The organism is Nonomuraea coxensis DSM 45129 (genome assembly GCF_019397265.1).
GTDB classification, from domain to species: domain Bacteria; phylum Actinomycetota; class Actinomycetes; order Streptosporangiales; family Streptosporangiaceae; genus Nonomuraea; species Nonomuraea coxensis.
This window is the reverse complement of sequence record NZ_CP068985.1, coordinates 5,170,430-5,194,940: the sequence shown is the minus strand read 5'-3', so window position 1 is coordinate 5,194,940 and position 24,511 is coordinate 5,170,430. Positions and strand designations below refer to the sequence as shown.

27 protein-coding genes are annotated in these 24,511 nt (G+C 73.4%); 13 read left to right on the top strand and 14 right to left on the bottom strand.

Translation table 11 applies throughout. The annotated features are described in order from the left end of the window. The first annotated feature begins 12 nt into the window (after positions 1-12). The 5 genes from Nocox_RS24520 (at position 13) to Nocox_RS24500 (ending at position 5,363) form a co-directional block, all read left to right on the top strand. Complete coding sequence (locus Nocox_RS24520; protein ID WP_020540153.1) at positions 13-987, top strand: Acg family FMN-binding oxidoreductase; 975 nt, start codon at positions 13-15, stop codon at positions 985-987. Positions 988-1,079: 92 nt separating this feature from the next. Further along, the gene (locus tag Nocox_RS24515) at positions 1,080-2,453 is read left to right on the top strand and encodes a cytochrome ubiquinol oxidase subunit I (protein WP_020540154.1); all 1,374 of its coding nucleotides are present in this window, start codon (positions 1,080-1,082) and stop codon (positions 2,451-2,453) included. A 14-nt stretch (positions 2,454-2,467) separates the two neighbouring features. Continuing rightward, positions 2,468-3,439 (top strand): cytochrome d ubiquinol oxidase subunit II, encoded by a 972-nt coding sequence (gene cydB / locus Nocox_RS24510; protein ID WP_020540155.1) that lies wholly within the window; start codon positions 2,468-2,470, stop codon positions 3,437-3,439. Between the two features lie 82 nt (positions 3,440-3,521). Beyond that, on the top strand, positions 3,522-4,376 hold the full coding sequence (locus Nocox_RS24505) for a hypothetical protein (protein WP_157382724.1): 855 nt from the start codon (positions 3,522-3,524) through the stop codon (positions 4,374-4,376). Between the two features lie 93 nt (positions 4,377-4,469). After that, positions 4,470-5,363 (top strand): ABC transporter permease, encoded by an 894-nt coding sequence (locus tag Nocox_RS24500; protein ID WP_020540156.1) that lies wholly within the window; start codon positions 4,470-4,472, stop codon positions 5,361-5,363. 23 nt (positions 5,364-5,386) lie between these two features. On the opposite strand, the gene Nocox_RS24495 is transcribed toward Nocox_RS24500, so the two are convergent. Next, the gene (locus Nocox_RS24495) at positions 5,387-6,373 is read right to left on the bottom strand and encodes a TIGR04222 domain-containing membrane protein (protein ID WP_020540157.1); all 987 of its coding nucleotides are present in this window, start codon (positions 6,371-6,373) and stop codon (positions 5,387-5,389) included. A gap of 205 nt (positions 6,374-6,578) precedes the next feature. Between Nocox_RS24495 and Nocox_RS24490 the strand changes: the two genes are divergently transcribed. Beyond that, positions 6,579-7,049, top strand: coding sequence for a VOC family protein (locus Nocox_RS24490; RefSeq protein ID WP_020540158.1), 471 nt, complete (start codon positions 6,579-6,581; stop codon positions 7,047-7,049). An 8-nt stretch (positions 7,050-7,057) separates the two neighbouring features. Here Nocox_RS24490 and Nocox_RS24485 read toward each other — a convergent pair whose 3' ends face one another. Together Nocox_RS24485 and Nocox_RS24480 are read right to left on the bottom strand one after the other, a co-directional pair. Beyond that, positions 7,058-7,624 (bottom strand): Rv1733c family protein, encoded by a 567-nt coding sequence (locus tag Nocox_RS24485; RefSeq protein WP_063711576.1) that lies wholly within the window; start codon positions 7,622-7,624, stop codon positions 7,058-7,060. A 48-nt stretch (positions 7,625-7,672) separates the two neighbouring features. Further along, positions 7,673-8,251, bottom strand: a complete 579-nt coding sequence (locus tag Nocox_RS24480; protein WP_026213732.1) for a helix-turn-helix domain-containing protein — start codon at positions 8,249-8,251, stop codon at positions 7,673-7,675. A 184-nt stretch (positions 8,252-8,435) separates the two neighbouring features. On the opposite strand from Nocox_RS24480, the gene Nocox_RS24475 reads away from it, so the two are divergent. The 3 genes from Nocox_RS24475 to Nocox_RS24460 all read left to right on the top strand — a co-directional run bounded on the left by Nocox_RS24475 (position 8,436) and on the right by Nocox_RS24460 (position 12,577). After that, on the top strand, positions 8,436-9,377 hold the full coding sequence (locus Nocox_RS24475) for a hypothetical protein (protein ID WP_026213733.1): 942 nt from the start codon (positions 8,436-8,438) through the stop codon (positions 9,375-9,377). 113 nt (positions 9,378-9,490) lie between these two features. Next, a complete protein-coding gene (locus Nocox_RS43220) occupies positions 9,491-11,185 on the top strand; it encodes an FAD-dependent oxidoreductase (protein ID WP_020540162.1) in 1,695 nt (564 codons plus the stop codon). Between the two features lie 57 nt (positions 11,186-11,242). Further along, positions 11,243-12,577 (top strand): FG-GAP repeat domain-containing protein, encoded by a 1,335-nt coding sequence (locus Nocox_RS24460; RefSeq protein ID WP_157382725.1) that lies wholly within the window; start codon positions 11,243-11,245, stop codon positions 12,575-12,577. A gap of 155 nt (positions 12,578-12,732) precedes the next feature. Here the strand turns inward: Nocox_RS24460 and Nocox_RS24455 are convergent, their stop codons facing one another. The 6 genes from Nocox_RS24455 to Nocox_RS24430 all read right to left on the bottom strand — a co-directional run bounded on the left by Nocox_RS24455 (position 12,733) and on the right by Nocox_RS24430 (position 17,937). Then, complete coding sequence (locus tag Nocox_RS24455; protein WP_157382726.1) at positions 12,733-12,930, bottom strand: hypothetical protein; 198 nt, start codon at positions 12,928-12,930, stop codon at positions 12,733-12,735. Between the two features lie 144 nt (positions 12,931-13,074). Beyond that, positions 13,075-14,247 (bottom strand): mannose-6-phosphate isomerase, class I, encoded by a 1,173-nt coding sequence (manA, locus tag Nocox_RS24450; protein ID WP_246649528.1) that lies wholly within the window; start codon positions 14,245-14,247, stop codon positions 13,075-13,077. A gap of 71 nt (positions 14,248-14,318) precedes the next feature. Continuing rightward, positions 14,319-15,545, bottom strand: a complete 1,227-nt coding sequence (locus Nocox_RS24445) for a cytochrome P450 family protein (protein WP_020540166.1) — start codon at positions 15,543-15,545, stop codon at positions 14,319-14,321. Between the two features lie 3 nt (positions 15,546-15,548). After that, positions 15,549-16,640 (bottom strand): NAD(P)/FAD-dependent oxidoreductase, encoded by a 1,092-nt coding sequence (locus Nocox_RS24440; protein WP_020540167.1) that lies wholly within the window; start codon positions 16,638-16,640, stop codon positions 15,549-15,551. Continuing rightward, positions 16,637-17,578, bottom strand: coding sequence for a cucumopine synthase-related protein (locus Nocox_RS24435; protein WP_020540168.1), 942 nt, complete (start codon positions 17,576-17,578; stop codon positions 16,637-16,639). Before Nocox_RS24435 ends, Nocox_RS24440 begins: the two co-directional genes overlap by 4 nt. 92 nt (positions 17,579-17,670) lie before the next feature. Next, the gene (locus tag Nocox_RS24430) at positions 17,671-17,937 is read right to left on the bottom strand and encodes a glycoside hydrolase family protein (RefSeq protein WP_020540169.1); all 267 of its coding nucleotides are present in this window, start codon (positions 17,935-17,937) and stop codon (positions 17,671-17,673) included. Positions 17,938-17,947: 10 nt separating this feature from the next. On the opposite strand from Nocox_RS24430, the gene Nocox_RS24425 reads away from it, so the two are divergent. Both Nocox_RS24425 and Nocox_RS24420 read left to right on the top strand, forming a co-directional pair. After that, positions 17,948-18,133 (top strand): hypothetical protein, encoded by a 186-nt coding sequence (locus Nocox_RS24425; protein ID WP_020540170.1) that lies wholly within the window; start codon positions 17,948-17,950, stop codon positions 18,131-18,133. Between the two features lie 114 nt (positions 18,134-18,247). Then, positions 18,248-19,159 carry an ornithine carbamoyltransferase gene (locus Nocox_RS24420; protein ID WP_020540171.1) on the top strand — a complete coding sequence of 304 codons (912 nt, stop codon included), beginning with the start codon at positions 18,248-18,250 and terminating at the stop codon, positions 19,157-19,159. Between the two features lie 13 nt (positions 19,160-19,172). On the opposite strand, the gene Nocox_RS24415 is transcribed toward Nocox_RS24420, so the two are convergent. The 3 genes from Nocox_RS24415 to Nocox_RS24405 are packed head-to-tail and all read right to left on the bottom strand — an operon-like array spanning position 19,173 to position 21,711. Continuing rightward, positions 19,173-19,829: a GvpL/GvpF family gas vesicle protein gene (locus Nocox_RS24415; protein ID WP_020540172.1), complete on the bottom strand. Its 657-nt coding sequence runs from the start codon at positions 19,827-19,829 to the stop codon at positions 19,173-19,175. A gap of 2 nt (positions 19,830-19,831) precedes the next feature. After that, positions 19,832-21,106, bottom strand: a complete 1,275-nt coding sequence (locus Nocox_RS24410) for an SRPBCC family protein (RefSeq protein WP_246649525.1) — start codon at positions 21,104-21,106, stop codon at positions 19,832-19,834. Positions 21,107-21,111: 5 nt separating this feature from the next. Further along, complete coding sequence (locus tag Nocox_RS24405) at positions 21,112-21,711, bottom strand: hypothetical protein (RefSeq protein ID WP_020540174.1); 600 nt, start codon at positions 21,709-21,711, stop codon at positions 21,112-21,114. 185 nt (positions 21,712-21,896) lie between these two features. Between Nocox_RS24405 and Nocox_RS24400 the strand changes: the two genes are divergently transcribed. Continuing rightward, positions 21,897-23,069 (top strand): SRPBCC family protein, encoded by a 1,173-nt coding sequence (locus tag Nocox_RS24400; RefSeq protein ID WP_020540175.1) that lies wholly within the window; start codon positions 21,897-21,899, stop codon positions 23,067-23,069. A 20-nt stretch (positions 23,070-23,089) separates the two neighbouring features. Here the strand turns inward: Nocox_RS24400 and Nocox_RS24395 are convergent, their stop codons facing one another. Then, positions 23,090-23,329, bottom strand: a complete 240-nt coding sequence (locus tag Nocox_RS24395; RefSeq protein WP_020540176.1) for a hypothetical protein — start codon at positions 23,327-23,329, stop codon at positions 23,090-23,092. A gap of 99 nt (positions 23,330-23,428) precedes the next feature. On the opposite strand from Nocox_RS24395, the gene Nocox_RS24390 reads away from it, so the two are divergent. Continuing rightward, a complete protein-coding gene (locus Nocox_RS24390) occupies positions 23,429-23,986 on the top strand; it encodes a carboxymuconolactone decarboxylase family protein (RefSeq protein WP_020540177.1) in 558 nt (185 codons plus the stop codon). Positions 23,987-23,996: 10 nt separating this feature from the next. On the opposite strand, the gene Nocox_RS24385 is transcribed toward Nocox_RS24390, so the two are convergent. Further along, complete coding sequence (locus Nocox_RS24385) at positions 23,997-24,422, bottom strand: MarR family winged helix-turn-helix transcriptional regulator (RefSeq protein ID WP_020540178.1); 426 nt, start codon at positions 24,420-24,422, stop codon at positions 23,997-23,999. Between the last annotated feature and the right edge of the window lie 89 nt (positions 24,423-24,511).

Here is a 24,511-nt window from a genome sequence, read left to right as displayed (position 1 = left end):
GGAGGTGGAGACATGAGCATCCGTACAGCGAGCGACGCCGTCCAGGCCGCGCTGGAAGCCGCGCGCTGGGCCCCGTCCGTGCACAACACGCAGCCCTGGTCGTTCGCCGTGTCCGGCGACGAGATCGGGCTGCGCGCCGACACCGAGCGCCGGCTGCGCGTCGGCGACCCGGCCGGCAGGGAACTGCTCATCAGCTGCGGCGCGGCGCTGTTCAACCTCCGCACGGCGATCCGCCGCGCGGGCTTCGAGCCCGTCGTGCGCGTCCTGCCCGACCCCGACCGCCCGTCGCTGCTGGCCCTCGTCCGGCCCGGTGGCGAGACCGAGCCCGACGAGCAGACGCGCGTGCTGGCCGGGGAGATCGAGCGGCGGCGCACGCACCGGTCCGGGTTCACCACCCTGCCGGTGCCGGACCGGCTGGTCCAGGCGCTGGTCAGGACCGCCGAGGAGGAGGGCGCCGGGCTGCTCGCCCTGGCCCCGCCGGCCGTCGTGGCGGTCGCCGCGCTGACCGAGGCCGCCCAGATCGCGCAGAGCGAGGACCGGGGCCGCCACCTGGAGGTCGTCCGCTGGGCCCGGCCGCCGGGCAGCTCCCGCAGGGACGGCGTGCCCGCCGGCGCCTATCCGCACGACGAGCCGCGCACCGAGCCCGCCTTCGCGCAGCGCGACTACGCCTGGCGCCACGAGTGGGGCAGCCCCGCCGACCAGGCCGGCTCGACCTCGCCCGGCGTCGTGATGGTGCTCACCACCGCGGCCGACACCAGGGAGGACTGGCTGAAGGCCGGCCAGGCGCTGCAGCGCGTGCTGCTGCGGGCCAGCGCGTACGGCGTGTCGGCGGCCTTCCACACCCAGGTCCTGGAGATGGAGCACCTGCGCGCGTTCCTGCGCGAGGAGCTGTGCGACGGCGCGTACCCGCAGATGATCATGCGGCTCGGGATCACCTTCGACGACGCCGAGACGGTCCGCCGCCCCGTCAGCGACCTGCTCAGGTAGGCGGAGGTCCCGGAGGGAGAGGACCAAGGTCCCGTCTCGCAGGGCCCCCTGTCCCTAGGTGAGGCCCGAGATCTTGCAGGACGCTGATCTGCATGGACGTCCTCGACCTCTCCCGATGGCAGTTCGGGATCACCACCGTCTACCACTTCCTGTTCGTGCCGCTGACCATCGGACTGTCGGTGATCGTGGCCGGGTTCCAGACCGCCTGGTACCGCACCGGCAAGCAGGAGTACCTGCGCATGACCCGGTTCTGGGGCCGGCTGTTCCTCATCAACTTCGCGATGGGCGTGGTGACCGGCATCGTGCAGGAGTTCCAGTTCGGCATGAACTGGAGCGACTACTCGCGCTTCGTCGGGGACGTCTTCGGGGCCCCGCTCGCCATGGAGGGCCTGATCGCGTTCTTCATGGAGTCGACGTTCCTCGGCCTGTGGATCTTCGGATGGGACAAGCTGCCGAAGAAGGTGCACCTGGCCACCATCTGGCTCGCCGCCATCGGCACCAACGTCTCCGCGTACTTCATCCTCGCGGCCAACTCCTGGATGCAGCACCCGGTCGGCTACCGCATCAACAACGGCCGCGCCGAGCTGACCGACATCTGGGCGGTGCTCACCAACTCCACGACGCTCGTCACCTTCCCGCACGTCATCGCCGGCGGCTTCCTCGTCGCGGGCGCCTTCGTGCTCGGCGTCAGCGCCTGGTTCCTCATGCGCCGGCGCGAGGTGGACGTCTTCCGCCCCGCGGCCCGGGTCGCCATGGTCGTCAGCCTGGTCGCCGCGGTCGGCGTGTCGCTGTCCGGCCACTGGCAGGCGCAGATCATGACCGAGCAGCAGCCGATGAAGATGGCCGCCGCCGAGGCGCTGTGGGAGGACGAGAGCTCGGCCGGGTTCTCGCTGTTCGCGATCGGCGACGTCGAGAACGGCCGCAACCACGTCAACCTGCAGATCCCCTACGGCCTCAGCCTCCTCGCCACCAACACCCTGGACGGCAAGGTCGAGGGCGTCAACGACATCCAGGAGCGGTACCAGGCCATCTACGGCCCCGGCGACTACCGGCCGGTCGTCGGCCTCGCGTACTGGTCGTTCCGGCTCATGATCGGCTTCGGCATGCTGTCCGCGCTGCTGGCCCTCGCCGGGCTCTGGCTCACCCGGCGCGGCCGGCTCCCCGCCGGCAAGTGGGCCTACCGCCTCGCCATGCTCGGCATCGGGCTGCCGTTCGTCGCCAACTCGCTCGGCTGGATCTTCACCGAGATGGGCCGCCAGCCGTGGACGGTGTTCGGCCTCATGCGCACCGCCGCAGCCGTCTCGCCCGGCGCCGACGTCCCCTCTGTCGCGATCACCCTGGTCGGATTCACCCTCGTGTACGCGGTCCTCGCGGTCATCGAGGTGCGGCTGCTGATCAAGTTCATCAAGCGCGGCGCGCAGGAGGAGCTCGAACCCGAAGCTCCCGTGCCCGCCCTGTCCTACTAAGGAACTAACCGGTCATGGAACTCACCACCGTCTGGTTCTTGCTCATCGCCGTGCTGTGGACCGGCTACTTCGTCCTGGAGGGCTTCGACTTCGGCGTCGGCATCCTGCTGCCCTTCCTCGGCGGCAGCGACGGCGAGCGCCGCACCATCGTCAAGACGATCGGCCCCGTCTGGGACGGCAACGAGGTGTGGCTGCTCGTCGCCGGCGGCGCCACCTTCGCCGCCTTCCCCGAGTGGTACGCCACCCTCTTCAGCGGCTTCTACCTGCCGCTGTTCCTCATCCTGCTGGCCCTCATCGTGCGCGGCGTGGCCCTGGAGTACCGAGGGAAGAGCGACAGCACCAAGGGCTGGGACCGCGCCTTCTTCTGGGGCTCGCTCGGCCCGGCCCTGCTGTGGGGCGTCGCCTTCGCCAACATGGTGCGGGGCGTGCCGCTCGACGCCGGCCACGAGTACACCGGCACCCTGTTCACCCTGCTCAACCCGTTCGCGCTGCTCGGCGGCGTGGCCCTGCTGCTGCTCTGCACCCAGCACGGCGCGGTCTTCCTCGCCCTGCGCACCACCGGCGAGCTACGCAAGGGCGCGGCCAGGATCGCCGCGACGATCGCGCCGATCACCGTCGCCGTGGTCCTCGTCTTCCTCCTCATGGCGCGGGCCGGCGTCCTGTCCTGGGTCGCGGTCGCCGTGGCCGCGATCGGGCTCGCCGTCGCGCTCATCGCCACGCTGCGCGGGCGCGACGGGTGGGCCTTCACCGGCAGCGCCGTGGCCATCGCCGCGTTCGTGGCCACCCTGTTCACCAGCATGTGGCCGAACGTGCTGCCCGCCCTCGACCCGGCCAACAGCCTCACCGTGACGAACGCGGCCTCCTCGCCGTACACGCTGACCGTGATGACCTGGGTGGCGGCGATCTTCACGCCCGTGGTGCTGGGCTACCAGGCGTGGACGTACTGGGTGTTCCGCCGGCGGCTGACGGGGGCGTACTCGGCCTGAAGGCCCCGCGCGGTGGGGGTTCGCACTGGCAGGGTAGGACCTCCGACGGCAGGCGTGAACCCCCACCCCCAGGAGGCTTGACATGACAGCACGTACCGGGCGCGCCGTGGTCCTGCTGATCGCGCTGGGGGCCGCGGCGGCGGGCTGCGGGGGCGAGCCCGGCCGCACCCCGCCCGCCGCCGTCTCGTCCCCTGCCACCGCCCCTCCCTCCGAGGCCCCTCCATCCGAGACCTCGCCCTCCGAGACCCCTTCCTCCGCGACCCCGCCCCCCGAGACCTCCCCGCCGCCGGGGACTCCTGGGGCCCGTGACCTCGTGGCCGGGCGCTACCAGCCGCTGTGGCCGTTCGCCGACGCCGCCGAGGCGGAGGCGTGGCGGAGCCGCCACCGCGAGGACGGCAGCGACGCCTGGCACCTCGACCCGGCCAGGACCGCGGTCCGCTTCGCCCGCGACCACCTCGGCTTCACCGAGATCGACCGCGCGGTCAGGACGAGTCTCGACGGCGCCCACGCCCGCGTGCACGTCGGCCTGACCGCTGAGGAGGGCCCCCGCCCGCTGGTCGCCGCCGTCGTCCACCTGGTCCGCTACGGGAAGGGCGACGGCGCCCCCTGGGAGGTCGTCGGCACCGACGACACCACCTTCTCCCTCACCACCCCCAAGTACGGCGCCTCCGTCGGCTCCCCGATGACGGTCGGCGGCCGGATCACCGGCGTGGACGAGAGCATCCGCGTCCATGTGCGCCGCCCCGGCGGCGGCAAGGCCCTCGGCGAGCACTGCTGCGTGGGCGCGGGCGGCGAGCGGTCCCCTTGGTCGGCCGAGGTCACCTTCAGACCGGGGCCGAAGACGACGCCGGGCACGACCTTGACCGTCGTGGCCTCCACCGGCGGCCACGTCGCCGAGGTGGAGCGTTTCGCCGTCACCGGCGTGACCGTCCCCTGACGCCGCGCCGCCGTCCACCTGCGATAAGCAGGGAGGACCCGCAGGTCGCTTGCTAGCATGCGCGGTTGTCCGAACGTCGCGACCGAGGTGCCCATGAGCCAACTGGAAGAGACCGCGCCCGAGAGCGGGTCGCTCGCCGAGCTCGCCAGGAAGCACGGGCTGCGCCCCGCCATCGCGCGCCCCCGCTTCCCCGCGTACCTGCGCCAGCTCTGGGAACGGCGCCACTTCATCCTGACCTACGCCACCTCGCGCAACGTCTCGAAATACTCGGGATCGGCGCTGGGGCAGTTGTGGCAGGTTCTCACGCCGTTGCTGAACGCGGCCATTTATTACGTGATGTTCGGCCTCATTCTCGGCGGCAGCAAGAACATTCCCAATTATCCGGCGTTCCTGCTGACCGGAATGTTCGTGTTCACCTACACGCAGCGCACGGTCACCGCGGGCGCGAAATCCATCTCAGGGAACCTGTCCCTCATCCGGGCGCTGCACTTCCCCCGGGCCTCGCTGCCGCTGGCGTACACGATCCAGGAGCTGCAGCAGCTCGCCGTCTCCATGGGCGTGCTGCTGGTCATCGTGCTCCTCACCGGGGAGCCGATCAGCTGGTACTGGCTCGCGGTCCCCGTGGTCCTGCTGCTGCAGACCATGTTCAACATCGGGGCGGGGCTGGTCATGGCCCGGCTCGGTGCGTCCCTGCGGGACCTCAACCAGCTCCTGCCGTTCATCATGCGCACCTGGCTGTACGCCTCCGGCGTGTTCTTCGCCATCCACGACAAGGTCGTCGGCTCAGCCGGGCTGCCCGAGTGGGTGGCCACGGCGATGTACCTGAACCCGGCGGCCTCGTTCATCGAGTTCATGCGCGACCTGCTCCTCGCCCGCCACACGCCCCCGCCGATGGTGTGGCTGTCGTGCCTGTGCTGGGCGGTGGTCACGCTGGCCGGCGGGTTCTGGTACTTCTGGCGGGCCGAGGACCGCTACGGCCGCGGCTGACACCGGCCCGCGCCGGCGCGGGGTCAGGTGCCTCCGCCCCCGCACCCGCCTCCGCCCCCGCACCCGCCGCCGCCCCCGCACCCGCCGCCGCCCCCGCACCCGCCGTGACCTCCGCCGTCGGGGCCGCTGCCCGGGTCGTAGGGCGAGCCCGGTCCCAGGGGAGGGAACCCCGCCGGCACGTCGTTGCCCGCCATGGGGTACGACCCGCCGTGGCCGGGCGCGCAGCAGGCGGCGGTCCTGCCGCGCCGGACCCGGGTGTCCCTCCGCAGCGCGCCGGCCAGCCGCCGGTCCGGCAGCCGGTCCGTGCCGTGCAGCGCCACCGCGCGCACGTCGTCGAACCCCGGCCACCGCACGTCCGCCGGCACGGGGACGCCGGCCGCCGCCAGCGCCGCCCGCCCCGCCCGGGTGACCGGGTCCGCCATGACCCGGCGCAGCCAGGCGAAGCAGCCGAAGGCCAGCGCCGCCGTCGTCCCCGCGACGAGCACCGCCACCACCGGCGCCCGCGCCAGCGCCCCGGCGACGCCCACCACGGACGCCGTCACGGCGAGGACCTGGAGCCAGAACGTCCAGCGCCAGGCCCGCGCCCGCACGGCGGGGGCCGCGATCAGCCCCTGCCGCCACAGCGGCGCGGCCAGCCGCGCCATCACGTGGTCGGCCGCCACGGCGTGCCGCACCTGCGCCGCCGTCAGCCCGCCGGGAGCCGCTCCCGCGTGCCTGAACACCACCCGCTCGACGGGCCTGCCCTTGCTCGGCCGGAACCCGTGGACCGGCGTGACCACCCCCTCGCCGGACACCCGCACGCCGCCCTGCTCGACGAGCGAGACCAGCGCCGTGTCGGCCACCCGCCGGGGGCCGCCCGCCAGGTACGCCGCCTCGTACACGCCGAGCGGCTGCGCGCCGGCCCGCACCCGCGCGCAACGGGCGAGGAACAACGCCACCCGTGTACGGATGGCGATGAACGCGACGAGCGCGAACAACACGATCGCGACGGCGTGGAAAAGACCGTTCATGGGTGCCCTCCCGACGTGATTCCCGGCGGAAAAAAGCTTGTTTCTCACCTGACGTTCCCGATCGGCTCCGGGGTTCCCCCGCGCGTTTTCTAAATGAGCAGAAGCCGTGCGGCGCGAAAAAACCCGGCCCGGCGGGGATGATCGGGCGGGCCGCATGGGTTGCCGAGGGGGAAGGATCCGTACCGTTGCCACTGAGGAGCACGCATTGAGCACGAACGCCGGGAACCGCAGCCAGGTCCGCCAGCTTCGCCTGGTCGTCGAGGCCGAGGACTACGAGGCCGCGCTGGCCTTCTACCGGGACGTCCTGGGGCTGCCCGAGGAGGCGGCCTTCTCCACCGGTGACGGCGCCAGGGTGGCGATCCTGGACGCCGGCCGGGCCACCCTGGAGATCGCCAATCCGGCGCAGAAGAAGATGATCGACGACGTCGAGGTGGGGCGCCAGGTCGCGCCCAAGTTCCGGGTGGCGTTCGAGGTGGACGACTCGCGCGGCACGACCGAGCGGCTGGTGGCGGCCGGCGCGACCGAGGTGGCGCCGCCGACCGTCACCCCGTGGGAGTCGCTGAACGCCCGCCTGGACGCGCCCGGCGGCATGCACATCACCGTCTTCCAGGAGTTGCGCGACGCCGAGGAGCGCAAGACGCTGGACGGTTTCGGCACCGACGACACCCGCGGCTGAGCCCCGTCTCAGCCGAGCGGGCGGCGGGCGCGGCCCTGGCGGGCCCAGGCCGCGTCCCAGGCCCGGTCACGGGCGCGGTCCAGCAGCCGGCGCAGGACCGCGATTGCCGCGGCCACCAGGGCGGCGCCCGCCGCCCAGACGAGGACGCCCGCCACGGCCGCCGTCGTCGCCAGCTCCCCGGCGCTCGGCGGCGGCGACGTGGGCCGGCCGCTCGCGTCCAGCCAGATCGGCACCCGCGTCCCGGCCTTCGCCAGGGCGGGCGCGGGCACCGGCCCGGTGCGCTGCTCGCCGGAGGGCGTCGTCCAGCGCGCCGGGGCGGCCTCGGCCATCCCGACCACCCCGGACGACAGGTCCATGACGGGGGCGTCGGCCAGCAGCGTCGCCGTGGCCGGCGTGGGCCCGCCGGTCCCCGTCCCGTCCGCCGCCTCCCGCCCGGCCGCCACCGCCGGCCACAGGCACAGCAGCATCAGCAGCGCGGCCACCAGCAGCCCGGCGCTCTCGGCCCGGTCCGTACGCCGCCGCAGCGGATTGCCGTCGAACCGGTGCCTGCGCACCCACCACGTCACACGCTCCATCGCACCCCCCGCAAGGGGACTTTAGGCGTTCTGAGGCGGCTCCGGGAGCTACTTGGGGGCAGGACGGGCGCGGACGTGCATGCGTTCGCCCTGCGGCCCGAACAGGGCCAGCACCTCGGCCGGCTGGTCGCCCGGGTTGTGGAAGGCGTGCGGGGTGCGGGTGTCGAACTCGGCCGCCTCACCCTGCCGCAGCATCACCTCGTGCGGGCCGAGCAGCAGCCGCAGCCGCCCCGAGAGCATGTACAGCCAGTCGTATCCCTCGTGGACCCGCTGCTCCGGCACGAAGCCCGGCCAGCCTGGCGGGTAGATCAGCTTGACCGCCTGCAGCCCGCCGGGGTTCCGGCTCAGCGGGATCAAGGTCACGCCGTTGCGCTTGACCGGCCGCATGCTCACCCGCGGGTCGCCGGTCTCGGGCGCGCCCACCAGCTCGTCGAGCTGCACCTGGTGGGCGCGGGCCAGTGGCAGCAGCAGCTCCAGGGTGGGTTTGCGCTGCCCGGACTCCAGCCGCGACAGCGTGCTGACCGAGATGCCGGTGCTCTTGGACAGCTCCGCCAGCGTCACGTCGCGCTCCTGGCGCAGCGCGCGCAGCCGCGGCCCCACTGCCAGCAGCACGTCATTCACTTCCATGGCCACAGACTGCCATCAGCGGGACGCCGAGCGCCGCTCGGTACGGGCACACGGAAGATCATGCGTGCCGGGCGCTCCACGTGGCCCGCATTATTGGGGATTTCTATACATATGTCGCGGGATCGAGCTACCGTTCCACGGTTACGCTCGGTCATGGAGTGATGACTCTCAATGGGGGTGTCCTATGGCGCCGAAGGCTTCCGCGACCAGCGCGACGGGATCCATGGCCGACATACGCTTCGACGACAGTCTCGACGAGGATCAGCGCCGGTGCGTCGAGCAGTCGATCGCCGGCCTGAGAGAACGCTCCCGCGAGAGAATCGCCAGCAGGCGCGCGGCGCAGGCGGAGTCGTCCAAACCCGCGCGCGAGGCCAACGCCAAACTGGTGAAGTATCTGGAGGAGCATCCTGACGCCGCGCTCATGTTCCAGGCGATGCGCGGACGCTCCCTGCTGGCGGAGGACGGGCAGGCCGATGCGGAGCCTGTTCTCGGCCGGCCAACGCTCTCCCCGGTTCTGATGGACGTCGAGGTCCGCGAGAACCTCAAACTCTTCGGGACGCCGTTTCACTACGACTGGAAGTGGTCCGACAGCGACGGAGGCAACTTCCCCAGGATGTCGGTGAGCCGTGAGACCGCGGTGGCGAAGATCGATGTCGGCATCAGGCAGATCGAGGGCGATTCGACCTGGATCACCGCCCACGCGGGTGTCGGCGTCGCGATACGGGTGGACAAGCAGGTCGGAGCGATCGGGCGGGCATACCGCACGACAAGTGAGTACGGCAAGGTCACCCAGCACGGTTTCGACGCGGACGCCACCAGCGAAGGCGGCACGGAGCTCACCGTGTTCGAGGACGGCAGGTTCGTCACCTCCGCCACGGACAAACGATGGCGCATCCGAGTCGCCGGCGACACCCCCAACACCAGCCACAGCAGCGAGGGCTTCGCGGTGGGTGAGCTGATGGAGGTCACGTGGGTGATGCGCCCCGGCAGGACGTACACGTTCAACCTCGGCGCCTGGGTCTACGCGGAGGCACATGACGGCTTCGACCTCTTCGGCCTCATCAGGGAGAGCACGGCCGTGTCCTCCATCGATTCGAGACTGCTGCTCCTGAGCCTCTTCACCTAGTTTCGCCGTCCGTGCGACTGCCCCCAATTTGCCGTTCCGGCAACGAAGTTTGTCAATCTGGCCCCTTGTCGCGGACAGTGGCGCTCAGACATGACGCGGAGGGAGTCGAAGCGGTGAACACGAAGTACGACGTGGTGATCGTGGGCGGTGGGGCCGCCGGGCTGAGCGGGGCGCTGACCCTGGGCCGGGCCCGGCGCAAGGTGCTGGTCGTGGACGCGGGCCGGCCGCGCAACGCCCCCGCCCGGGGCGTGCACACCTTCCTGACCAGGGAGGGCACGCCGCCGCACGAGCTGCTGGCCACCGGCCGCGAGGAGGTCGCCGGGTACGGCGGCGAGATCGTCACCGGGACCGTCGTGGCCGCCGAGCGCCTGGGCGGCGAGGAACCGGGACCCTTCAGGGTGACGCTGGCGGACGGGTCCGCGGTCGAGGCCGAGCGGCTGCTGCTGGCCACCGGCCTGGTGGACGAGCTGCCGGACGTGCCCGGCCTTGCCGAGCGGTGGGGGAAGGACGTGCTGCACTGCCCGTACTGCCACGGGTGGGAGGTGCGCGACCGGGCCATCGGGGTGCTGTCCACCGGGCCGCTGGGGGTGCACCAGGCGCTGCTGTGGCGGCAGTGGAGCGAGCGGGTGACGTTCTTCCTGCACGACGGGCCCCTGCCGGACGACGAGCAGCGCGAGAAGCTGGCCGCGCGGGGCGTCACCGTGGTCGAGGGGCGGGTGACCGGCGTGGAGACCGACGGCGACCGGCTGACCGGGGTGCGGCTCGCCGGCGGGCGGGTCGTGGCGTGCGAGGCGCTCGCCGTCGGCACCCGGCTCAGCGCCCGCGCCGACCTGCTGCCCGGCCTCGGGCTGGAGACCGCCGAGCTGGTGATGGCCGGGCACGTCATCGGCACCCACGTGCCGGCCGACCCGACCGGCGCCACCCGCGTGCCGGGCGTGTGGGTGGCGGGCAACGCGGTCAACGTGACCGACCAGGTCATCGCCGCGGCGGCCGGCGCCGTGCGCGCGGCCGCGGCCATCAACGCCGACCTGATCGAGCAGGAGAGCCGCCGCGCCGTCGCCGCCCTCCGCACGCCGGCCCACGGCCCTGCGAACCAGCACGGGCACGGGCACGGGCAGGGGCACGGGCAGGGGCACGGGCACGGGCACGGGCACGGGCACGGGAACAGCGGCTTCGAGGTGCCCGAAGGGGTCACGGCCGAGGAGTTCTGGGACGGCCGCTACGGCGAGCAGGACCGCATCTGGAGCGGCGCCCCCAACGTCGCCCTCGTCCGCGAGGCCGCCGGCCTGCCGCCCGGCCGCGCGCTCGACCTCGGCTGCGGCGAGGGGGCCGACGCCATCTGGCTGGCCCAGCGCGGCTGGCGGGTCACCGCCACCGACATCTCCCAGGTGGCGCTGAACCGCGCCGCCGAGGAGGCGGCCCGGGCCGGCGTCGCCGACCGGATCGAGTGGCGCCGCCACGACCTGGCGACGTCCTTCCCCGAAGGCTCCTACGACCTGGTCAGCGCGAGCTACCTGCACTCCCCGGTGCAGCTGCCGCGCGAGGAGGTCCTGCGCAAGGCCGCGGCGGCCGTCGTGCCCGGCGGGACGCTGCTGATCACCGGCCACCTGGGCTGGCCGTCCTGGGTGGAAGAGCCGCCCGTCGAGGTCGCCTTCCCGACGCCCGGCGAGGTCCTCGACGCGGTCGAGCTGACCGGGCCCGAGTGGGAGGTGCTGACCTGCGAGGAGTTCACCCGCGAGCGCACCGCGCCCGACGGCGGCCCCGGCACCCACGTGGACTACGTCATCAGGGCCCGCCGGCGCTCCTGAGGGCCGATCCCTCGACGGGGGAGCGCTACACCGCGGATTGCGGCATAGTGGGCCGACATGGTGAGGAAGCTAGGCTTCTCCCTCGTGGCGTTGACGCTCGCCGGCTGCGCCGCCTCCGGCCCCGCCGCGTCACCGCCCGTGTCGCCGTCCGTGCCGTCGGGCACGTCGCCGGCGGTCGCGTCCTCGCCGGTCATGGTCACCCCGGCCGCCTCGCCGGATCCGCGGCGGAAGCCGCGGTGCGGCGGTGACGGGGTGCCCGGCGACCTCGACGGCGACGGGTACGCCGACCTCGCCTTCGTCTGGCGGGGCGCCACGGGCGAGTCGCTCAGGCGGGGGCAGCTCGTGGTGGTGCGGGGATCGCCGCGCGGCCTCGACCTGTCCACGGCGCGCCTCGTGGGCGACGGGAGCATGTCCGGCGATGCGGTCCCGCAGCTCGCGGATCTGGACGGCGACGGTTGCGCGGACGTCGTCATCCGGGACGCCTCGTTGTCGATCTTCTGGGGCGGGCGGGCTCCGGCCACCGTCCTGGCGTCCGACGGCGGCACCGGCGTGGCCGACCTCGACGGCGACGACGCGGTCGACCTCATGGCGGTCGACAGGGGCGACGGCGCGGACGGCGCCCGCCTCGTCCTCCTCCACGGGCCGTTCACCAGGTCCGGCAGGCCGGCCCGTGAGACGAGCCGGCCGCTGCCCGCAGGGGAGTGGCCCGGCCGGCTGATCACCGACCCGCACGGTCCTGGCGCGGTCCTGTACGGGCCCGAGGACGGCGAGCAGGCCCGCGCCTGGCTGCTCGCCGGCGGGGAGCTCCGTGAGGTGGCCACGGGCAGCTCGGCGGTGTTCGGCGACTTCGACGGCGACGGCCGCCGCGACGTGGCGATCGGCGACAGCGGAAGCCGCAACGACGAGCCCGGCCACGAGACGGAGGCCCCGTCCGTCGACGGCGTCACCCGCGTCTTCTACGGCCGCGGGGGCGACCCGCAGGTCCTCACCGGCCTGCGGGGCAGCCTCGCCTCCGGAGACCTGGACGGCGACGGCCGCGACGACCTCGTCTCCGGCGAGGTCGCCGCCTCCGCCGGCGCCACCGGCAGGGCGGAGATCCTGGCCGGCTCCGCGCGAGGGCTGCGCCGTCCCGGCCTGGTCGTCACCCACAGAGGGCCCGACCGGACCCCCGACGGCAAGCGGCTCAAGGAGTGGCAGTCGGGCGCGGTGACGACCTGGTCGGTGGCCGACCACGACGGCGACGGCAGGGCCGAGCTGCTCCGCGTCTGGCGCGGCGACCTGGGCTTCGCCCGCTTCTGGCGGGTGGACGCCGGGGGAAGGACCCTGCAGACCTTCGATCTGGCGGGCAGGGGCGAGGAGCGCCGGGACAGGGCCGGCGGCATCAGGCAGTAACGACGCCCCCCGGCGTGGGAGTCAGGACGTCGCAACAGCGTGCGGGCGAACGCCGTGGGATGGGTGACGCAGCCCGCGTGCCCGCCGGGAACGGCCACCGCTCAAGGGCAGCCCCAGCACGATCGGGCCACGATCTGACCAGCAGGAGCCTCGGCTCAGAGGGCGGTCGCCAGGGGCTGCTCGTCCTCGCGGGCGCGTACGCGCTCGTCGAGCCCTTCCATCGCGCGGACGAGGGCCAGGTTCGCCGCGCTGAGCGTGCGCACCTGCTCCTCCAGCTCGGAGAGACGCTTCCTGAGCGCCAGCAGCTCGAGGTCGAGAGCCGGCGCCTCCATGAGCATGCGACCGCCAACCATGATCGGTTCACCTCCGGAAAACGGGGACACCTTGATGGTGGCCGGGCGGCGGGGCCTGGGGGTAGCGGCGAAGGACTCGACGTGCCGGGACCTACGGCACTGTTCGCCGTCGATGAAGCCGCATCACAGGGGATGCCTGGCTTGTCAAGCTCCTGGGGTCGCCCGGTAGGCGGTCCCCTTACCCTCAAGACGGGTGGTCGAAACCTCCGCGGGGATGAAAACCGACTCTCCGGGGCGCAGCGCGGGGACGCCGTCCAGCCGGGCCTCGCCCTCGACGCAGACCACGATCTGCGGCACGCCGCCGGGCAGCTCGTGCGCCCGCTCGCCGTCGAGCTCGTGCCGGGCCAGCGCGAACTCCGGCGCGGGCGGCAGGTAGCGGTGCTCGCCGGGACCGCCACGTTCGGGGGCGACCCGGTGCGGCTCGCCCGGCGTGAAGCCGACCACCCGCATCAGCTCGGGCACGTCGATGTGCTTGGTGGTCAGGCCGCAGCGCAGCACGTTGTCGGAGTTGGCCATGATCTCGACGGCGACGCCGCCGAGGTAGGCGTGCGGCACACCGGCCCCGAGGTAGAGGGCCTCGCCGGGGGCCAGCTCGACGTGGTGCAGCAGCAGGGCGGCCGTCACGCCGCGGTCGCCGGGGCAGGCGCGGGCGATCTCGGCGTACGGGGCGAGCTCGGGGTCGCCGGCGGCGAGCAGGGCGCGCTCGACCTCCGCGCGCAGCGGCGCGGCGGCGTCGCCGAGCATCTCGGCGAAGACCGCCCGCAGCGCCGCGGCGGGCTCCTCCGCGCGCAGCATGCCGATCCAGGGGCGCAGTCCGGGCACGCCCAGCCGGTCGAGCAGCCCGGCGGTGCCGGCGGGGGAGCGGAAGCCGCACAGCCCGTGGAACGGCGTGACGGCGCACACCATCTCGGGCTTGTGCGAGTCGTCCTTGTAGGTGCGTTCGCGGGCGTCGAGCGGGATGCCGCGCGCGTTCTCCGCGGCGTAGCCGGCGCGCGCCTGCCCGGCGCTCGGGTGCACCTGCAGCGACAGCGGGCGGGCCACGGCCAGGATCTTGAGCAGGTAGGGGAGCCGGCCGCCGAAGCGCGCGGCGGCGCCGGGGCCGAGGGCGGCGGCCGGGTCGGCGGCGATGACGGCGTCGAGCGGGACGCCCCCGACGGTGGAGGGCGCGCCTGGATGGGCGCCCATCCAGAGCTCGGCCTGCGGCTGCCCGGTCGGCTCCGTGCCGAACAGCTCGGGCAGCGCGGTCACCGACCCCCAGTCGTAGGGGCGGATGGTGGTCGCCAGGCGCATCGGGGCGCGCAGATCGGGCTGAGACACGTGAAGCAGGCTATCGCCCCCAAGGCGGCCGGGGGCGCCGGAGGAGCCCGTTCCTCCGGCGCCCCCTACGCCTATCGGGCGCGGGGCCCGAGCACGACCGGCATCGTACGGGTGCTGTTGCCGAGCAGCGTGTCGATCTGGCGCAGCTCCTCCCGGGGCCCGGCGGCCCTGATCGCGGGGAAGGCCGTGAACAGGGCCCGCAGCGCGATCTCGGCCTCCAGCCTGGCCAGCGGCGCGCCCAGGCAGAAGTGCGGCCCGTGCCCGAAGGCCAGGTGCGAGGCCGGCGGATCGGTGAGGTCGAAGCGGTCGGCGTCCGCGCCGAACCGCTCAGGGTCCCGTCCCGAGGAGGCGAAGCAGGCCAGCACGGCCTCTCCCGCCCGCAGGTGCACGCCGTCGATCTCGACGTCGCGCTTGGCGTAGCGGAACGGGAAGTAGGCGACCGGCGAGTCCCAGCGCAGCGTCTCCTCCACGGCCGCGCTGAACGGGCAACGGCCCGAGCGCAGCAGGGTGAGCTGGCCGGGCTCGTGCAGCAGGGCGCCGACGGCGTTGGTGATGAGGTTGACCGTCGTCACGTGACCGGCGATGAACAGCAGGTCGATGGTGGCGAACAGCTCGTCCTCGGAGAGCCTGCCCCCGTCCTGCTCGCGCAGCCTGATCAGGTCGGTGATGATGTCCTCGCCGGGCGAGCGCCGCCGCTCCTCGATGATGCGGCGCAGCAGCGCGCGCAGCTCCTCGCGCACCCGCGGGCCGTCCGCGAGGTCCGCGCTGACGTGCGCGACGGCGTCGGTCAGCTCGTGCATCCGCTCCCGGTGGGCCGGCGGGATGCCGATCATCTCGGAGATCACGTCACGCGGCAGCGGATAGGCGAAGCGCGCCCGCAGGTCCACCGGCTCGTGCGCGGGCAGGGTGGCGAGGTCGTCGATCAGCGCGCCGGTCAGCGCCTCGATCGTGGGCCGCAGGCGCTGCACCCGGCGCGGGGTGAAGGCGGCGGTGAGCGGCGCGCGCAGCCGCCGGTGCTCCTCGCCGTCGGCGTTCAGCATGGAGATGTCGGTGACGATGCGGTCGATGGCGGTCCCCGGCGGCAGCTTGGAGCGTTCCAGAGGGTCCCAGTACTGGATCTCCCTCGTGAGGTCGGGGTGGGTGAGGACGGTCATCAGGGTCGCGTACCGGGTGGCCGCCCAGGCGTCGACGCCCTCGGCGGTCACCGGCACGAGCGGCCCGGCCGCGCGCAGCCGGTCGTCGTCGGCGTGCGGGTCCTGGGCCGCGGGATCGATGATGAAACGCACGAGCTCGGTCATGGGTCATCCCGTTCGTTGTCTGCCGACCGCGAACGCGGTCATGTCGATGCCGGGGTCCTGGTCGAGGTAGAGGTCGCGGACGAGCTCGCCGGCGGCCGGCGCGTTGCACAGGCCGTGCCCGGAGAAGCCGGTGGCGTACAGGAACGCGGGCGGCCCCGGCAGGTGGCCGATGAAGGCGCGCCGGTCCGGGCTGGCGTCGCGCAGCCCGGTGACGGCCGGGTGCAGGTCCAGCTCCGCCAGACCCGGGTACGTCTCCGCGAACCGCTCCGCCACCTCGCGCCGCCACGCCTCCCGGTCGGGACCCGGGTACCCCATGCCGACGAGCAGCCGGTCGCCGCGGGTGCGCGACAGCAGGCCGCTCGCCGCGTGCAGGGTGCACGGGATCTCCGGCGTGCCGGGCGGCAGCGGGTCGGTGACCAGCAGCTCCTGCTCGATGGGCGCGGTCATCGGCAGGTCCACGCCCGCGCCGCGGACGAGGGCGGGCGACCAGGCGCCGGCCGCGCAGATGACCGCCTCGGCCGTCAGCTCGCCGCCGTCCTCGGTGAACACCCGCCCGGCCGCGGAGTCGATCCTGGAGACGGGGCGGCCGGTGAGCAGCGTGGCGCCGGAGCGCCGGGCCGCCTCGGCGTAGGCGGTGACGATGGCGGCGGTGTCGGAGACGTACGCCTGCGGCGACCAGGCGGCGGCCAGCAGCGGCAGGTCGCCGAGGAGCGGGTTGCGCTCCCTGGCCTCCTCCACGCCGATGAGCCGGACGTCCACGCCCGCCCGCCGCTGCGCGGGCAGGTCGGCCTCGAAGGCGGCGACCTGCTCGGGCGCGGAGAACAGGACGAGGTAGCCGACCTGCCGCAGCGGCAGGTCGGTCCCCGGCCGGACCGGGAAGGCCCGGTAGGCCTCCAGGCTCCGTACGGCCAGCGCCGAGCTGACGGGGTTGCCGGCGAAGTACGACCGGACCACGTCGGCGGTGGCGCGCGAGGCGCCGGAGCCGAGCGCGCCGCGTTCGAGCAGCGTCGTCTCGACCCCGGCCTCCGCGAGGTGGTAGGCGATCGACAGGCCGATGACGCCGCCGCCGATCACCGCCACGCGCGTGTCGGTCATACGTGGGCCTCCACGCGGCGCAGGCTGTCGCCCGCCTCCCACGGGAACAGGTGCAGGTTCCACCCGCCGAGGCAGTTGCAGTAGAGGGCCATGGTGGCCATCACGGACATGAAGTCGACGTGGTCGTTGACGCGGTCGAGGTTGTCCAGGAGCCGCCGGGTGAAGCCCCAGAGCGTGTCCAGGCCGCAGTAGCCGAGGAACTCCGCCGGGGTGTGGGCCAGCAGCCGGGTCATCTGCCGCAGCCACGGCATCGGCATGCCCTCGATGGCCGCGCGGACGAGGCCGCCGTAGCAGCTGTAGCCGAGCGGCCGGGTCTCGCCGTTGACGAACAGCAGCGTGGTCAGGACCGTCTCGTAGCTGCCCGCGCGGGAGGCGATGCGGCCTTCGTGCAGGTCCACCAGCTCGCGCGGCGGGTCGAGCCAGATGCGTTCGGTCTCGGCGTGCACGTCGGTGATGAGCGCGTTGACCTGCGGGTCGCCGACCGGGAGCCGGGGCAGCCGGTGGCCGCCGGACTCTCCGGCGCGGCGCACCTCGGCGATGACGGGCTCCTTGGTGGTGTAGACGGCCCGCCAGACCTCGCGGCCCGCCTCGATCAGGGCGTCCAGGTGCTCCGGCAGCACCTGGCCGATGGGTGTGGCGGTCATGGGTTCGGTGAGCTCGCCGTACTTGATGCCGAGATGCTGCAGCCGCGAGCAGAACAGGGTCCCGTCCGGGACGGTGCGCCGGTCCACGCGGTGCTCCGCGGGCGCGTGCAGCAGCGAGTGGACCGGTGCGACGTGGTAGAGGTGATGGCCGGCGACCAGGGCGTGACCTTGCAGGCTGCGGTAGGGCAGCGCGTCCCAGAAGCACTGGGCGAGGGCCGGGTTCCGCTGGTCGAGTTCGGCGGCCACGGTGACACCGAGGCCGGGCCAGGCTATTTCCACGAGCTTCTCGTTCACAATTTGTCACTCTAACGTCACAAATTGTGCCGATTCGGGTGGGGGTGGGCCTTTGACCAGGGCATGACCGCTTCTGGGGGTGAGCCGCCGCCCTACAGCGGGGTGCGCAGGAACTGCTGGTTGTACCGCGAGTCGTTGACCGGCCCGCCCCACGCCCCGGCCCACCTGTCGCCCAGATACAGGTACGAGGTCCCGGACATGCCCTGCACCGGCAGCACGTACGCCGGCTGCGACCCGGAGGTCGTCGCGTCACCCACGTCCTGCCAGGGGCTCCAGGAGCCGGTGATGGCGGTCGCGGTGGCGTGCCTGGCCTGGTTGGGCTGCCGGCCGGTGGCGCCCCAGGTCAGCATGAAGTACACGCCGCCCCGCTTGAACAGCGCCGGGCCCCACAACCACCTCGACCTCGGCCACTTCGTCCTGCGCGCGGGCGGCCGGCCGATCCTGGAAGAGCTGGAGGTACGCGGCCACGACGGCCGCTGGGAGACCGTCCATCGCGTACGGCTGACCGCCTCCGTCCCCACCGGCACCTGCGTTTTCACCTTCCGGATGCCGTAGGGACGAAAGTCCGTCCATTTGGATTCCTTAGCCTCCGTACCCGTGGGTAGGCCCAGTGGTGTGCTGGGATGGCGACCCCTTCACCCGCGTCGCCCGCCGAGAGGAGCGGCCCCTGTGAGGCACCTGCTGCGCATCGCCGGCCTGGACCGGCACGAGCTGCGGTTCCTGCTCGACCGTGCCGACCACTTCAAGGCCCGGCCGCTCGCGGCGCCCGGGCTGCTGCGCCGGCGTACCGTGCTGATGTACTGCGCCCGGCCGTGCGCCCGGATCCGCGTCCCGATCGAGACCGCCGTCTCCCGGCTCGGCGGGACCCCGCTGCACGCCGGGCCCGACCCGCGCCGGCCCGGCCGCGTGGGACGGCTGGGGGAGCCGTCACAGGTGATCGGCGCGTACACGGCGCTCGTGGTGCTGCAGATCTGTGACGACGCCGAGGCGGTCAGGTTCGCGCGGGCGGCGCACGTGCCGGTGCTCAACGCGCTGACCGACGACCACCACCCGCTCCAGGCCCTCGCCGACCTCATGACGCTCCGCGAGCACCTCGGCGACCTGCGGGGCCGCAAGCTCGCCTGCGTCGGCCCGGCCTCGAACGTCACCCACAGCCTCATCGAGGCCGTCGCCCTGACCGGCCTGACCCTGGCCGTCGCGGCCCCCGAAGGCGCCGGCCCCGACCCCGCCGTCCTGGCCAGGGCCGAGGAGGCCGCCTCCGGCGGCGGAAGGGTCATCGTCACGCCCGACCCGTACGAGGCCGTCAAGGAGGCCGACGCCGTCTGCACCGGAGCGTGGCCCGTCTCCAGGGCGGCGACGGCGGGGCTCGCCCCCTACCGGGTCACCGCCGACCTGCTCGCCGCCGCCGGGCCCGACCCGATCTTCCTGCACCACCTGCCGCTCCGCCGTGGGGCCGAGGTCGAGGCCGCCGTCGTCGACGGGCCCGCCTCGCGCGTGCTCGCGCAGGCCGCCAACCTGCTGCCCGCCGCGCAAGCCGTCATGGAGGCGCTGCTCACCAACCGCCTGGCCGCCTCCCGCTGACCCCCGGCCGGCCTCAGCGGGCCGGCGTGAAGTCGTACGGGGCCAGCGGGCCGAACAGGCGCAGGTCGATCCGGCCCGCCCAGCGTTCGGCCAGCGTGTCCAGGGCGCGCTCCAGCTCGCCGGCCCGGCCGGTCTCGGCGAGGACCGCCAGCCTGGCCGTGTCCCGCCTGCCCGTCGGCCGGGTCGGCGACAGGCGCACCGACACCGGGGCCAGCGCCTCGACCAGGGCACGCACGTCGGGCTCCGACGGCCGTCCGGACTCGGCGTAGCGCAGCTCGACCAGGTACTCGGCCCGCCCCTCCAGCTCGCGGAGCGCCCGGGCGAACTCGTCGTGACGCGGCTTCAGCAACTCCTCCAGGACCGTCGCCCGGTCCGGGACGATCGTCCCGGAGGGGAGCGGCACCACCGGGACCTCGGCGGCGGTGGCGTCCAGCAGGTCCTCGTGCGCATCCCCGCCGGCGGGCTCGTCGTCGTCCGTGGCGCCGGTGGACCGGTCCGTCTCGCTCACCAGGGCGGCGATCTCACGGTGGCGGATCACCTGCACGGTGCCGGGCCCGCCGACGCCGTGCGCCTGCTCGTCCACCTCGACGTCGGCCGGGATGATGCCGTACACGTACAGGGCGGGCGCCCGGGGGCGCGCGCCCTGCCTCTGCTCGCTCTGGACCGCCATGGTCAGGACCTGCGGCGGACCGGGCGCATCGATTCCCTGGGCCTGCCCGCCCGGCGCGGCTCCGCCCGAACCTCACGCCTCCCCTCAGCAGCCGACCGCTCCTCCGGCTCCTCAGGCTCCTCGGGCTCCTCTTCCTCAGGCTCCTCCTCCTCTTCGGGCTCCTCCTCTTCGGGCTCCTCCTCTTCGGGCTCCTCCTCCTCAGGCTCCTCCTCTTCGGGCTCTTCCTCTTCAGGCTCCTCTTCAGGCTCTTCGCCTTCGGGCTCCTCTTCCTCGGGCTCTTCCTCCTCAGGCGCCGCCTCTTCGGCGCCTTCCTCTTCTTCCTCTTCCTCTCCGGGGGCGCCTTCCTCCTCGGTCGCCTCGCTTACTTCGCCCTCGTGGATCTTGCCCCGCCAGCCGTCCTCGGCCATCTCCTCGGGGTTCAGCATCACGTGGGACATGACGTGCCGGGCGAAGTGCTTCAGCTCCAGCCGCACCCGCCGTCCCTGGGCACGCCACAGGTTGCCGGTGTGCTCGAACAGACCCTTCGGGTAGTACTCGAGGATCACCACGACGCGGGTCAGGTCGGGCGTGAGCTCGTGGAAGGTGACCGAGCCGTCCACGTACCCCTTGTCGCCCTCCGACCGCCAGATGATCCGCTCGTCCGGCACCTGCTCCAGGATCTTGGCGCGCCAGTTCCGGTGGGACCAGAAGACCTGAGCCTTCCAGGCCAGTCTCTCGTCGGCCTGCTGGTCGATGTTCTCGACCTTCTTCATGAACGTCGGGAAGTCCCTGAACTGCGTCCACTGGTTGTAGACGATCCGGCGCGGCGCCCCGATGTCGATCGTCTCGACGATGTTGGTGACCTTGAGCGTCTTGCCGCCCGAGCCCTTGCCGCGCTTGAAGATCTTGCCGAACACGCCCTTGATGGCGCCTTTCGCCGCCCCGGCAAGCGTCGAACCGCCGATCGACCCGCCTCCGGAGCCGCCGAGCAGCTTGCTTGCGGCGCCGCCGAGCAACCCGCCTCCCGAGCCGCCCTCCGAGCCGCCTCCGGAGCCGCCGCCCGAGCCGCCGGGCGTGAAGTCGTTCAGCCGCCCGTTCATGCCCTCGACCTTGCCGATCACCGACGACAGCGCCCGCTCGGCCGCGACCACCCCCAGCCGCCGCAGGGCTGAGGTGAGCTGTCCTGTCGGCAGCTTCGAGGCCGCCTTGCCGACGACCGGCGTCTTGCCGAGGGTCTCCTTACCCTTACCGACACCCTTACCGACGACCTTCTCCGCCGCCTTCAGCGCTTCGGCCATCGTGCTCACTCCCTCGTCTTGTCCCGATCGGACGACCGGCGCCGGGTCACGCCCGCCGCGGCCGACCTGACCCGATCGGCGGCCCTCGGCACGTGCGGCTTCGGCACGCGCGGCTTCGACAGGCGGGATCTCGTGCTGCGGGGCTTCTCCTCGTCCTCTTCCTCGCCGCTCCTCTCAGCGGCGCTCTTCTCACCGCCGCTCTCCTCTTCGCCTTCGCCGCCCTCTTCAGCGCCTTCCTCCGTGCCTTCCTCCGTGCCTTCCTCCGCGCCTTCTTCGGGACCCTCTTCGGGGCCCTCCTCGGCGCCCTCGTCGGCCTGCCCGGTCTGCTCCTGCTGCCCGGCCTGCTCCAGCCGGTCGGCCAGGGCCTCTATCTGCCGGACCGCGGCCGTCATGGCGGCGGACTTCGTCAGATCCAGCAACTCGCCGCGCAGCCGTCCCGTCAGCGCACCCAGCTCCGGCGAGGCACTCAGCAGGTCGCCGCCGTTTCGTTTCAGCCGGCGGAAGAGCACCGTCGCCGCCATGGCCGTGGCCATGCGCAGCTTGTGCCGTCTGCCGAGGTAGTAGCCGGCGACGAGGGCCAGCGCGACTTTGCCCGTTTCGTTCATGGCCCGCTCCTTTGCGCGTATGCGCCCGGTCGGAATCCGTCCCTCCATGCCCGCAGCCCTCAGCAAAAAACGACATATGCCGACAAAAGGGACTTATTTTGGGCCGAGGCGGTGAGCAGCGACGACGCATGACAGGGGCCGGAGACGGGTAGCCGCTGACCGAGGGGCGGACCAAGGGGGACAACATGCGCGCGAGCACGGACGACAGAGCCACCGGAGAGCGGCGCGGATCGGGGAAGGCCGCCACGGCGGCGGCGGGATTCTGCGCCGGGGCCGCGGTGGCGTACCTCTTCGACCCGGTACGAGGACGCAGCCGCCGGGCCAGAGGACGGGACAAGGCCGCCCACGCCACGCACAAGGTGCGCGACGGACTCGGCGTCCTGAGCCGCGACCTGGCCAACCGCGGCCGGGGACTGGGGGCGGCGGTCCGCTACCGCTACCGAGGCCACTCGGTCGACGACCGGGTCCTGCACGAGCGCGTACGCGCCGAGCTGGGCCGCCACGTCAGCCACCCGCACGCCGTCGAGGTCCAGGTGCACGACCGGATCGTCACGCTCGCCGGCGACGTACTGGCCGTGGAGGACGAGCGGACCCGCAAGGCGATCCGCCGCGTCCCGGGCGTGCGGCGGGTCGAGGCCACCTGGACCACCCACATCGAGGGCGGCGGGACGCCCCGGCTGCGTGGCGGCCGGCTCCGGCGTCCGGTGCCCGAGCTGCTGCAGATGCGGTGGTCGCCGACCGCCCGCTTCCTGGCGGGCGCCACCGCGGCCGTCCTCTGGACCCTGCGGCTGCCGGCCCCGTTCGCGACGGCGGCGCGCGGCCTGGCCGGGGTGCTGGCCGTCCGCGCCGCGACGAACCTGCCGCTGCGCCGCCTGACCGGGATCAACGCCGGACGCCGGGGCATCGACGTCACCGCCGCCGTCACCGTGAACGCGCCCCCGGACGCCGTCTGGGACCTGGTCAGCGACTACTCGGCGTTCCCGAACTTCATGCCGAACGTGTACGAGGTACGCCTGTCCGCCGACGGCCGCACCTCCCACTGGCTGGTCAGCGGCCCCGGCGGCACTCCCGTCAGGTTCGACGCGAGCGAGACCCGCCGCGTGGAGGGCCGCGAGCTGGCCTGGAAGTCGGCCGAGGGCGAGCTCATCGCCCACGCGGGCACGGTGCGGCTGGCCCCGGTGCCGGGCGGCCGGACCCAGGTGCAGGTGCGGCTCACGTACAACCCGGTGGCGGGGGCGGCCGGCCACGTCGTGGCCCGGCTGCTGGGCGCCGACCCCGAACGCCGGCTGCGCCAGAACCTCTCGATGCTCAAGACGTACGCCGAGCACCCCGCGCTCCCGCACACCGTCGGCGTGTGACCGCGGGACGGGCCCGCCTCCTAACGTGACGGCGACGGCGACGCGGATGACGGAGGGGAGATGGAGGCGGCGGGCGCGGCCGTCTCCGGCGGCTTGCCGAGCGAGGTGACCACCAGCACCCCGGTACCGACCGCCACCACCGCCACCAGAGCGACGGCGACCAGCACGAACCTGCGCACCGCCCGCTTGTGCCTGACCTGCCGCGCGGCCTCCTCGCGCCGCAGCTCGGCGCGCCTGCGCTTGACCTTCCTCTGTGACATGAACGCTCCCGGGTCTTCCTCGGGCGTCACCATAGAAGGCACGCTGTAATACCCACCTAAATAGACGAACGGAGGCCGTAAGTGGAGCGGAGCGCCCCTGTGCGACGCCTGGCCGGACTGCGCCCGGACGAGCTGGACGAGGACCAGCGGCAGGTCTACCAGGCCATCGCCGGCGGCCCCCGGTCGCTGGGCCCGCAGCCGTTCGCGCTGGCCGACGAGGAGGGGCGGCTGCGCGGCCCGTTCAACGCGATGCTGCTCAGCCCGCCGGTCGGCGGCGCGCTGCAGGCGGTGGGGGCCGCGGTGCGTTACGGCTCGGTCCTGCCCGCCCGCGTACGGGAGCTGGCGATCCTGGCGGTGGCCGCGCACTGGGGCAGCGCGTTCGAGCGCGAGGCGCACGAGGCGGCCGGCCGGGCCTGCGGCCTCACCGAGGACGAGCTGGCCACGCTGCGCGAGGGCGGCCTGCCCGAGCCGGACGACCCCGCCGAGCGCGCCGCGCTGGGGGCCGTCGCGGCCCTCACGGCGCGCGGCCGGCTGGCCGACGAGGAGTACGCGCGGGCGGTGGCGGCCCTGGGGGAGCGCGGCCTGTTCGAGCTGACGACGCTGGTCGGCTACTACGGCACGCTCGCCCTGCAGCTCCGGGTCTTCGCCGGCGAATGACTCCCGGCGCTCAGTGCTCGATGCTGGCGTTGAAGTGCGCGAGCCCGCCGGCGAAGGACTCCAGCTCCTCCTCCGTCCAGTCCGCCAGCACCTTGGCCAGCCCGCGCAGCCGGCAGTCCCGCTCGGCCCGCGCCCGCCGCAGCCCTTCCTCGGTGACGCGCAGCTTGCGCGCCGTGCCGCCGTCCGGGTCGGGGATGCGTTCGGCCAGCCCGGCCCGCAGCAGCACGGCGGTCTGCCGGTTGACCGTGGAGGTGTCGAGGCCGAACGCCCGCGCGAGCTGCCCGATCGACAGCGGCCCCTCGGCCTCCAGCCGGCTCAGCAGGATGTAGCTGCTGCGTTCCAGCGTGCGCTCCTCGGGCCGGTCGGCCGCCACCAGCTCCTTGTAGCGGCCGATCAGCATGAGCTCCCGCTCGATGTCGGCGATCTCCCTGCGCACCTTGCCTCCCGTCGCGGGAGTCAAGAATATCCGTTGAGTGGGCATGTGTATGATGCACACCATTTGCGGCCGGTGGGCGGGCCGAGGAG